Here is a 10,067-nt window from a genome sequence, read left to right on the forward strand (position 1 = left end):
GCGTCGTGCGGCGTCGGGCCGTGCCGTGCGGGTCAGTTGTCGCCGGCGGGGGCGTCCTCCTGCTGGGACTCCGCCAGGGTGACCGCCTGGCTGATGAGCCGCTGGGCAGCGGCGGTGTTCTCCTGGTAGCCGGCGAGGTCACCGTCCGCCAGCGCCTCGTCGGCGTCGGCGAAGCGCTGGTCGGCCCGCTCGAGGAGGTCGAGGACCCGCTCGTTGAACGAGCCGGACACCCCGGCCCCGCCGTTGCCGCCCGCGTTGCCCCCGGCGTTGCCACCGGCGTTCCCGTCGGTGCCGCCGTCCGCGGGCTCGGTCGGCTCCTCGCCGCCGAGGTCGGACGGGGTCCCCTCGAGCCCGAGGACGTCGAAGACGGCCTCGCCCAGGGTCTGCCCGATCCCGACGTTGTCGTCGCCGAAGGACACCGCGACGAACCGCAGCACCGGGAAGTTGCCGTCACCCGTGGTCCGCACCGAGTACAGCGGCTGCACGTAGAGCAGGCCGCCGCCGATCGGCACGGTCAGCAGGTTGCCCTGCACGACGTCGACGTTGCTGTCGCGCGTGAACGGCAGCAGCGCCTGCGTGACCTGCGAGTCCGACTGGATCGCGTTCGCGATCTGGCCGGGACCGAAGACCTGGCTGGTCGAGCTGAGCCGGCGGATCCGGATCGTGCCGTAGCCCTCCTCGTCCGCGGCGTCGGCGTCGACCGACACGAACGCGGTCAGGTTCTCCCGGTTGACCGGCGTGTAGACCGAGGTCAGCGAGTAGGTGTCCGTCCCCGGGCTGGCCTCCTCGTCGGTCGGCACCGTCAGGCGGTACGGCGGCTGCAGGCTGTTCTGGTCGTTGGGGTCGGCCGGCACCTGCCAGCGGTCGTTGGCCTCGTAGAAGTCGCTGGCGTCGGTCACGTGGTACGGCGCGAGCTGGTAACGCTGGACCTTGAACAGGTCCTCCGGGTAGCGCATGTGCTCGAGGAGCTCGTCGGGGATCGCCGAGCGCGGCTCCACCGTGTCGGGGAAGGCCCCCATCCACGCCTGGAGCATCGGGTCCTCCTCGTCCCAGGCGTACAGGGTGACCGTGCCGTCGTAGGCGTCGACCGTGGCCTTGACCGCGTTGCGGATGTAGTTGATCTCGTCGGTCGGCAGCGTCTGGAACTGGTTGTCGTTGGCCAGGCTGTCGTCCGTCATCTCCGCGAACGACTCCTTCTCCGCCTGCGGGTAGCGGTCGGAGAGCGTGTAGCCGTCGATGATCCACTGCACGCGACCGTCGACCACCGCGGGGAACGGGTCGGAGTCGACCGTGAGCCACGGGGCGACCTTCTCGACCCGGGCCGCGGGGTCGCGGTCGTAGAGGATCTTGGAGTTCTCGTTGACGCGGCCCGAGAGCACGATGTTGGGCTCGCCGAACTTCACGGCGTACAGGATCTTGTTGAACAGCCCGCCGACCTCGACGCCGTCGGCGCCGTCGTAGGTCGTCGTCGCATCGGAGCCGTCGGAGCCCTCGGTGCCGCCGGGCAGGTCGAGCTCGACGCCCGCGGAGTCGGGGTCGTCGCTGCCGACGATGGAGTACAGCGGCGAGTTCTCGCCGAAGTAGATCCGGCCCTCGTAGCCGTCGGGGCTCTGGTCGGTCAGCTCGCCGCGCGGCGGGAGGTCGACCTCGGCGAACGCGAGCCCGTCGCCGGACGTCGTGGTGCCGCTCGCCTCCTCGCCCTCCTCGATCGTGCCCTCGTCGGTGTCGTCGGCGGTGACCTGCTCGTCGTTGCTGGCGTCGCGCTGGTTGCCGAAGGCGGCGATCATGCCGTAGCCGTGGGTGTAGACGGTGTGGAGGTTGGCCCAGTTCTGGGAGCCCTCGCTGATGCCCGCCTGGTTGAGCTCGCGCACGCCGAGCACCATGTCGCGCTCGATGCCGTTGACCGGGTAGCGGTCGACGTCGAGGACCTCGGGCACGGTGTAGTAGCCGCGCACCTGCTGACGCTGCTCGAAGGTCGCGGGCACCACCGAGGGGTCGACGAGGCGGATGCCGGGGGCGTCGATCGCGGCCTGCGCGAGCTCGCCGTCGGGCAGGTCGGACTCCGAGGTGTAGGACTGGATCTCCGCGTCCTCGATGTCGTACGCCGCCCGCGTGGCCTCGATGTTGCGCTCGATGTAGGGCTCCTCCTGGTCCGCCTCGGTCGGCGTGACCTGGAAGCGCTGGACCAGGCCGGGCCACAGCAGCCCGAGCAGCACCGCGGAGAGCACGAGCAGGCCGAGGCCGACGCTCGGGAGCGTCCAGGTGCGGCGCCACACGTTGACGAAGAACAGCACCGCGCAGATCAGCGCGATCGCGGCGAGGATCTCCTTGGCCGGCAGCTCGGCGTTCTCGGCGGTGTAGGTCATGCCCGTGATCAGGCCGGAGGAGTCGGTGAGCAGGTCGTAGCGGTCGAGCCAGTAGTCGACGGCCTTGGCCAGCACGAACACCCCGACCAGGACCGACAGCTGCACCTGCGCGGCACCCGAGAGCCGGTCGCTGGCCGCCTGCAGGCGGATCCCGCCGTACAGGTAGTGCACGACGGCCGCGGCCATCAGACCGACGATCGCGGCGGCCATGACGAAGTCGGTGGCGTAGTGGTAGACGGGCAGGTCGAAGACGAAGAACCCGACGTCGCGGTTGAAGTAGGGGTCGTCGGTGCCGAACTCGCCGCCGTTGCGCCACAGCAGGTAGGCCCGCCACTGGCCCGCGGCGGAGGTGCCCGCGAACGCGCCCATCAGCAGCGCGATCCCCAGCAGCAGCCAGCGCCGCATCGGGTTGACCGCCTCGCGGTAGCGGTCGAGGCTCGTCTGCTCCGGCGAGGCGGGCCGGAAGGTCGGTCGGTAGCGGTACGCCAGCCACATGTTGACGCCCACCACCAGCGCCATCAGCAGGCCGAAGACCACGAACAGCACGACCCGGGTGACGAGCATCGTGGTGAACACGGAGCCGTAGTTGACCGAGTTGAACCACAGACGCTCGGTCCAGAACGACGAGAGGCCGGTGAGGAGCAGGAAGCCGGCGACCAGCACGGCCCCGGTGATGATCAGCGCCTTCGAGCGACCGCTCGGTCCCCCGGAGGACGTGACGGCGCCACCCCGTCGGGGGCGGTTGGGCTCGTCGTCGAACATGTCGCTCACGGCAGGGGCTCCTCGGTGTCGCTTCGGTGACCGCTCGGGTCGTCCAGGGTGGTCTGCAGCAGCTCGAGGAGCCCGGGCACCAGCTCGGGCCCGGTCACCACCGACTGCTCCTCGTCGTGGGCGCGCAGTCGCAGCGCGCAGTAGGCCGCACCGGCCCGCGTGACGCCCGCGACGATGCGGACCTCCTGGCGGTCGGGGTGGGCGGCGGCGAACGCCTCGGCCTCGGCGGCGTCGGCGGGGATCTGCTCGTCGGCGGTCGGCGGGAGCACCCAGCGCTCGACCACCGCGGCGCAGCCCGCGACCTCGTCGGGCCACGCGATCTCGGCGAGCATCTCCTCCAGCGCCCGCTCCCGCGGCAGCTGGTCCTGCTCGACGGGGGTCAGCGACCCGGCCGCGCTGGCGTCGTCGAGACCGGCGTCCGCGGCCAGGGACGGCTCGCGGGCCACCAGCCGGGCCGTGTCGACCAGCGCGTAGAGGCGGCCGGGCTGGTCCCAGCCGGCGGACGCGACGTGGCCCTCGATCTCGAGCACCGCGGCCGCGAGGGCAGGGTCGGTGTCCAGGTCGTCGGTCGCCAGGGCGCCGCCGGTGGGGTCACCGGGCAGGTCAGCGGGGAGGTCGGGGTCGCTCACGAGGCGGCTCCTTCGCACGAGGGCAGGTCGGCGTCGGGGTCGTCGACCCACGTCTCGATCGCGTCGCGCGCGTCGGAGAGGGTGTCGGCCCGCACCAGGCGGATGTCGTCGGCGTCGGCGCCGAGGGCGTCCGCGCAGTTGTCGGGGGGCACCAGGAACAGCTCCGAGCCGGCGTCCTCGGCCGCGACGATCTTCTGCTGGATGCCGCCGATCGGGCCCACGGCGCCGTCGGCGGTGATCGTGCCGGTCCCGGCGATGCTCTCGCCGCCGGTCAGGGAGCCCTCGGTGAGGGTGTCGAGGATGCCCAGGGAGAAGATGAGCCCGGCGCTGGGCCCGCCGATGCCCTCGGCGAGGTTGATGTCGACCTCGAACGGGAACTCGTAGCCGACGCCGGGCACGATGCCGACGCGCGGGTCGCCGTCGACGTCGCGCGGGGTGATCTCGACCGTGCGGCGCTCGCCCTGGCGGCGGACCACGAACTCCACCGGGTCGCCGGGTCCGGCGGCCCCGACCGCGTCGACGACGTCCTGCGGCGTCGAGACCCGCGTGCCGTCGATCGAGACGATCTGGTCCTCGACCGCCAGCCGGCCGTCGGCGGGCTCGTCGGGGGTCACGGCCAGGACCTCCACGTCGGTGGTCACGTCGTAGCCGAGCTCGGTCAGCGCGGCCGCGATCGCGGTGTCCTGCGAGGACACCATCTGCACCGCCGACTCCGACTCGGACTCCTCCCGGGTCTCGTCGGGGTCGTAGACCGAGTCGTAGGGCAGCACCGCGTCGCTCGGGCTGAACCAGGCGGCCATCGCGCTGAACAGGTTGATCCGCGCGCCGGGCTGGGTGACGTAGACCGTGGTCAGGCGCAGGGTGCCGTCGTCGCGGTAGGTCTTCTCCCCCTGCACCTGGATCACCTCCTCCCCGTCGTCGGCCGCGGCGAGGACGTCGACGGTGATCCCGGGACGGTTGGTGACGACCGGCACCGGCAGGACCAGCGCGAGGACCCACAGCACGATGAGCAGCGGCACCGCGACGATGCCCGCGAGGGTCCGCTGACTCATGCCGTCACCCTCTCAAACGCCTGCAACCGCGGGCGGTGCGGGCGGTCGACCGTGACCGGGCCGTGACCGGCGGCCCTCAGCGACCGGAGGTGGAGCGCGACGGGCGCACGGCGATGCCCCGGCTGCGGTCGCGCGCCGGGGCGGGGCGCGCGGCGTACCGGGCGGGGCTCTCGCGGCGCAGGGCCTGCGCCATCCGGGCGACGGCGACCTCGCGGTCCACCTCGCCGCGGCCCTCGCGCCCCCACCAGCCGACCCACAGCATGGCGAGGCCGGTCACGACGGCCGACGGCACGAGCCACAGCAGGATCTCCACCCGCCGAGCCTAGGGACGCGACGGCCCGTGACCGGTCCGGCGCGCCGGGCGCGGCCCTCCCCGGTCGGGCTCAGTCCACGCCGACCCAGCCGGTGTCGCCCGAGGCGTAGGTCTGGTGCTTCCAGATCGGGACCTCGGCCTTGAGGGTGTCGATGAGGTCCTCGGTGGCGCGGAAGGACTCCCAGCGGTGGGCCGCGGAGGCGACCCCGACGACGGCGGCCTCCCCGATCGGGATGTCCCCGGTCCGGTGGACGACCGCGATCCCGCGGACGTCGTGGGCCGCGGCCACCCGCTCGCAGACCTCCCGCATCCGGGCCAGCGCGGTGGGGTGCGCCTCGTAGGACAGGCCGGTGACGTCGTGGCCCTCGTCGTGGTCGCGCACCCGCCCGACGAAGACGCACACGGCCCCGGCGGCCAGGTCGTCCAGCGACGCGGTCACCTGCTCGACGTCGATGGCGTGCTCGACGACGTCGACCAGGCGGACGACGTCGCCGACGGGACGCGGCGGGTCCGGCACGCGGTCCGGTCGGGCCGGCACGGCGTCCGCGGTCTCGGCGGCCGGGGTCTCGGGGCACATGCGCCCGAGGGTAGTGCCCGCCGCCCGCGGCCCGTGGGCTCCGCTCTCGGCGAACACCGACCACGGAGCGTGATCGCGCCTTCCGGACCCGCGTAGATTCGACGCATGGCGAACCCTCCGGACGACGGCACCGACGACCCCCGCGGCAACGGCGGCGACGGCGACTCCTCGGGCGGGCAGAACCCGTTCAAGGGCACGCCGTTCGAGCACCTCTTCGGCGCCATGGGCGGCCTCGGCGGTGCGGGCGGGGCCGGAGGTCCCGGGGGCATGCCCGACCTGTCCGCCCTCTTCGGCGGGGGGCAGATGCCCGACCTCAGCCAGATCATGGCCCAGGTCCAGGCCCTCATGCAGCCGTACGACGGGCCGGTCAACTGGGACGTCGTGCTCGACGCGGCCCGCAAGCAGGTGGCCGCCCAGCCCGACCCGACGCCGACCCCGCGTCAGAAGGAGGCCGTCGCCGACGCGCTGCGGCTCGCCGACCTCTGGCTCGACGAGACCACCGACTTCGCCTCCGGCGTCACCGCGACCGCGGCGTGGAGCCGCGCCGAGTGGCTCGTCGGCACCCTCGACGTGTGGAAGCACCTGGTGGAGCCGATCGCGGCGTCCGCCAACGGCGCGCTCGGCAAGGCCCTGCCCGCCGAGGCGGCGCAGATGGCCGGCCCGCTGATCGGGATGCTCGGCAAGGTGACCGGCGCCATGGTCGGCGGCCAGGTGGCCGGCGGCCTGGGCGCGCTCGCGACGGAGGTGCTCACCGCCTCCGACATCGGCCTGCCGCTCGGGCCGGCGGGCACCGCCGCGATCCTCCCGACGAACGTGTCGGGCCTGGCCGAGGGCCTCGACGTCTCCGACGACGACGTCCTGCTCTACCTCGCCCTGCGTGAAGCCGCCCACCAGCGCCTGTTCGCCCACGTCCCGTGGCTGCGGGAGCACCTGCTCGGCGCGGTGCGCGACTACGGGCAGGGCCTCGAGATCAACACCGAGCAGATCCAGTCCACGATGGAGGAGCGGCTGCGCGGGATCGACCCCACCAACCCCGCCACGATGCAGGAGATGCTCGAGGGCGGCCTGTTCGACCTCGAGCAGTCCCCCGCCCAGCAGGCCGCGCTCGAGCGGCTCGAGGTGACCCTCGCGCTGGTGGAGGGCTGGGTCGACGAGGTCGTCGGCCAGGCCACCGGGGCCCGCATGCCGGCCGCCGCCAAGCTGCAGGAGGCCGTGCGCCGTCGCCGCGCCGCGGGCGGGCCGGCCGAGCAGACCTTCGCCTCCCTGGTCGGTCTCGAGCTGCGCCCCCGCCGCCTGCGCGACGCCTCCACGCTGTGGGGCTCGCTCCGGACCCGCCAGGGCACCGAGGCCCGCGACGGCGTGTGGATGCACCCCGACCTGCTGCCGACGGCCGCCGACCTCGACGACCCGCTGGGGTTCCGCGAGGACGCCACCGCGCCGGAGTCGCTCAGCGCCGAGGAGTTCGACGCCGAGCTGCAGGCGCTGCTCGACGGCCCCACCGACGACCCGACCGGGCAGGGCCCCACCGACGGCCCCACCGACGACCCCACCGACGACGGCCCCACCGACGAGGGCCCCACCGGGGACCACCCCGCCGGGTGACGCTCCACGCCGACGCGCTGGCGGTGCTCACGGCCTGGGCCGCGCCCGACGCGGCCCAGGAGGTGCTGCGCCGCCGCTACGTCGACCACCTGCGGCTCCACGAGGACGGCCTGACGCGGGGCTGCCGTCCCTCGCACCTCACCGCGTCGGTCCTGGTGCTGGACGCGCCCGCCGAGCGCGTGCTGCTCACCCTCCACGCCCGGGCGGGGCGCTGGTTCCAGCTCGGCGGGCACTGCGAGCCCGAGGACGCGACCCTCGCGGACGCCGCCGCGCGGGAGGCCCGCGAGGAGTCCGGGATCGCCGACCTCGACCTCGACGCGGTCCCGGTGCAGCTCAGCGAGCACGCCGTCCCGTTCTGCGGCCCGGCCCCGACGTCGGGGACGACGCCGGCCACCACCACCCACCACCTCGACGTCCGCTACCTCGCCGTCGCCCCGCCCGGAGCGCGGCCCGTCGTCAGCGACGAGTCCACCGACCTGGCCTGGTGGCCGGCCGACGCGCTGCCGGAGCCCGACGCGGACCTGGTCGAGCTCGTCGCCCGGGCCCGCGAGCGGCTCGTGCCCCGGCGCACGCCCTCGGCGCGGCAGCCCTAGCCGGCGGAACGCGGCACCCCGGCCGGCGGAGCGCGGCAGCACCGGCCGGCGGAGCGCGCGCTAGCCCGCCGGGTCGGGGCGCCGCGGGGGTCCTGCGGCCTGCGAGGGGTCGTCGGCCGGGTCCGGCTCGCCCGCCGGCGGGTCCATCTCGCTCGCCGCCGACCACCCCAGCAGGTAGCCCTGCGCCTTCGCGGTCAGCGGGTAGTGCTCCACCCACCCCCAGAACCGCTCGTCGTGGCCGGGCTCCAGCAGGTGGGCCAGCTCGTGCACCAGCACGTAGTCGACGACCCACCGCGGCATGGACCGCAGCCGGCCCGACAGCCGGATCGTGCCCTCCCCCGGCGTGCAGGACCCCCACCGCGAGGTCTGGTTCTCCACCCACCGCACCGACGCCGGTTGCGCCAGCCCGCCGAGGTAGCGGTCGCTCAGCCAGCGGGCGCGGGCCTCGAGGTCGGCGTCCGTCGACGGCGTGCGGCGACGCTCCTCGGCCCGCATCACCCGCGCCACCATCCGCGGCACCCACACCGCCTCCTGCTCCGCGGTCATCGCGGCCGGCACGAGCACCAGGATCTTCTCGCCCTCCCGGCGCGCCGCGACGGTGCGCCGGCGCCGCCGCGAGCGGCGCACCTCGACCTCCGGCTCCCCCGACGCCCCCGTCGTCCCGCTCATGGCCGCGCCCACTCCAGGAGCTCGTCGCGGGGCCAGGTGTTGACGATCCGTGACGGGTCGATGCCCGCCGCCTCCGCCCGCTCGCAGCCGTAGTCGAGCATGTCGAGCTGCCCCGGGGCGTGGGAGTCGGAGTCGATGCTGAACAGGCAGCCGACGTCGCGGGCGAGCTCGAGCAGCGCCGTCGGCGGATCGCGACGCTCCGGGCGGGAGTTGATCTCAACCGCCGTGCCGTGCTCCACGCAGGCCTCGAACACCGCACGCGCGTCGAACTCCGACGGCGGACGCGTGCCGCGGTTCCCGGTGACCATGCGACCCGTGCAGTGCCCCAGCACGTTGGTGAACGGGTTGGCGACCGCCGCGAGCATCCGCCGCGTCATCGGGGCCGCGTCCATGCGGAGCTTGGAGTGCACGCTGGCCACGCGCACGTCGAGACGGGCGAGCATCTCGTCGCTCTGGTCGAGCGAGCCGTCGTCGAGGATGTCGACCTCGATCCCCGTCAGCAGGGTGAACCCCGCACCCCCGGTCGCGTCCCCGACGCCCGCACCGGTCCCGGCCCCGGCCGCGAGGTGGGCGTTGACGGCCGCGACGACGTCGAGCTGGCGGGCCAGGCGCCCGGCGCTCAGGCCGTTCGCGACCCGCAGCCGCGGGGAGTGGTCGGTCAGGACGAGGTACTCGTGGCCGAGCTCGAGCGCGGTGAACGCCATCTCCTCGATCGGCGAGCCGCCGTCGGACCAGTCCGAGTGCGAGTGCAGGTCTCCGCGCAGCGCGGCCCGCAGGGCGCGGCCCCCCGCCGCGAGGGGACCCTCCTGCTCGGCCTCCAGGCGGGCCAGCCGGGCCGGCACCTGGCCGCGCACGGCCTCCGTGACGACCGTGGCGGTGCTGCGCCCGATGCCCGGGAGGTCGGTCAGGGTGCCCTGCGCGACGTGACGGGCGACCTCCGCCTCGTCGAGCGGCAGCAGGGTCGCGGCTGCGGCGCGGTAGGCCTTCACCTTGTAGGTGTCCTCGCGGGCCCGCTCGAGCAGGAAGGCGATCCGGCGCAGCGCCGCGACGGGCCCCCCGTCGTACCCCTGCTGCTCCTCGCCGTCCGGCACCGGCCTCCCCCTCGCTCGCTCCGCGCCGTCCCGGAATCGTGTCTCCACAGGCCCGGCGGCCCCATCATCGCGCCCCGGGCGGCGTTCTCGGCGGCGCCCGGCGTGTCGTCCCCAGGGCCGTCCCCCGCTCGCGGCCCTCCGTCCACCGTCCCGCGCCTTTGTCCACACACCTGTCCCCAGGCCCGTCCACAGGGTGGGTACGACCGGCGTTGACCGACCGAGGAGGACCTCCTAGCGTGGGACCAGGACGAGGCCCCCGGCCTGGTCGCGGCCGGTTCGCAAGGGGAAGGCGAGCCGGTGGCGGTCGTCGGGGGCCTCTCCTGCGTCCCGGGCCCCGGGCCTGTGGAGGACGCCGGGCACCGGCGCCGCGGCTCTGGCAGCGTCCCCGCCATGAGCACCGCGCC

9 protein-coding genes are annotated in these 10,067 nt (G+C 74.4%); 2 read left to right on the forward strand and 7 right to left on the reverse strand.

Features of this window, described 5'->3' with window-relative positions; all coding sequences use genetic code 11:
• Positions 1-32: 32 nt before the first annotated feature.
• The 5 genes from ABD158_RS18660 to ABD158_RS18680 all read right to left on the reverse strand — a co-directional run bounded on the left by ABD158_RS18660 (position 33) and on the right by ABD158_RS18680 (position 5,708).
• Entirely contained in the window at positions 33-3,128 is a 3,096-nt protein-coding gene (locus tag ABD158_RS18660; protein WP_344009469.1) for a UPF0182 family membrane protein, read from the reverse strand.
• Positions 3,129-3,133: 5 nt separating this feature from the next.
• A complete protein-coding gene (locus ABD158_RS18665) occupies positions 3,134-3,766 on the reverse strand; it encodes a PPA1309 family protein (protein WP_344009410.1) in 633 nt (210 codons plus the stop codon).
• Positions 3,763-4,818 carry a YlbL family protein gene (locus ABD158_RS18670; RefSeq protein WP_344009412.1) on the reverse strand — a complete coding sequence of 352 codons (1,056 nt, stop codon included), beginning with the start codon at positions 4,816-4,818 and terminating at the stop codon, positions 3,763-3,765. The genes ABD158_RS18665 and ABD158_RS18670 overlap by 4 nt, the downstream gene beginning before the upstream one ends.
• A 76-nt stretch (positions 4,819-4,894) precedes the next feature.
• On the reverse strand, positions 4,895-5,131 hold the full coding sequence (locus ABD158_RS18675) for a hypothetical protein (protein WP_344009414.1): 237 nt from the start codon (positions 5,129-5,131) through the stop codon (positions 4,895-4,897).
• Positions 5,132-5,201: 70 nt separating this feature from the next.
• Complete coding sequence (locus ABD158_RS18680) at positions 5,202-5,708, reverse strand: molybdenum cofactor biosynthesis protein MoaE (protein ID WP_344009416.1); 507 nt, start codon at positions 5,706-5,708, stop codon at positions 5,202-5,204.
• 105 nt (positions 5,709-5,813) lie between these two features.
• On the opposite strand from ABD158_RS18680, the gene ABD158_RS18685 reads away from it, so the two are divergent.
• Together ABD158_RS18685 and ABD158_RS18690 are read left to right on the forward strand one after the other, a co-directional pair.
• Positions 5,814-7,310 carry a zinc-dependent metalloprotease gene (locus tag ABD158_RS18685; protein ID WP_344009418.1) on the forward strand — a complete coding sequence of 499 codons (1,497 nt, stop codon included), beginning with the start codon at positions 5,814-5,816 and terminating at the stop codon, positions 7,308-7,310.
• A complete protein-coding gene (locus ABD158_RS18690; RefSeq protein WP_344009420.1) occupies positions 7,307-7,903 on the forward strand; it encodes an NUDIX domain-containing protein in 597 nt (198 codons plus the stop codon). Before ABD158_RS18685 ends, ABD158_RS18690 begins: the two co-directional genes overlap by 4 nt.
• A gap of 60 nt (positions 7,904-7,963) precedes the next feature.
• Here the strand turns inward: ABD158_RS18690 and ABD158_RS18695 are convergent, their stop codons facing one another.
• Together ABD158_RS18695 and ABD158_RS18700 are read right to left on the reverse strand one after the other, a co-directional pair.
• Positions 7,964-8,572 (reverse strand): M48 metallopeptidase family protein, encoded by a 609-nt coding sequence (locus ABD158_RS18695; RefSeq protein ID WP_344009422.1) that lies wholly within the window; start codon positions 8,570-8,572, stop codon positions 7,964-7,966.
• Positions 8,569-9,663: a PHP domain-containing protein gene (locus ABD158_RS18700; protein WP_344009424.1), complete on the reverse strand. Its 1,095-nt coding sequence runs from the start codon at positions 9,661-9,663 to the stop codon at positions 8,569-8,571. Before ABD158_RS18700 ends, ABD158_RS18695 begins: the two co-directional genes overlap by 4 nt.
• Between the last annotated feature and the right edge of the window lie 404 nt (positions 9,664-10,067).

It is taken from the genome of Nocardioides lentus, from assembly GCF_039529515.1.
In the GTDB taxonomy this organism is placed as follows: Bacteria; Actinomycetota; Actinomycetes; order Propionibacteriales; family Nocardioidaceae; genus Nocardioides; species Nocardioides lentus.

Coding starts and splice junctions, on each gene's coding strand:
- ABD158_RS18660 (WP_344009469.1), bottom strand. CDS start 3,128: ATGTTCGACGACGAGCCCAACCGCCCCCGACGGGGTGGCGCCGTCACG.
- ABD158_RS18670 (WP_344009412.1), bottom strand. CDS start 4,818: ATGAGTCAGCGGACCCTCGCGGGCATCGTCGCGGTGCCGCTGCTCATC.
- ABD158_RS18680 (WP_344009416.1), bottom strand. CDS start 5,708: ATGTGCCCCGAGACCCCGGCCGCCGAGACCGCGGACGCCGTGCCGGCC.
- ABD158_RS18685 (WP_344009418.1), top strand. CDS start 5,814: ATGGCGAACCCTCCGGACGACGGCACCGACGACCCCCGCGGCAACGGC.
- ABD158_RS18695 (WP_344009422.1), bottom strand. CDS start 8,572: ATGAGCGGGACGACGGGGGCGTCGGGGGAGCCGGAGGTCGAGGTGCGC.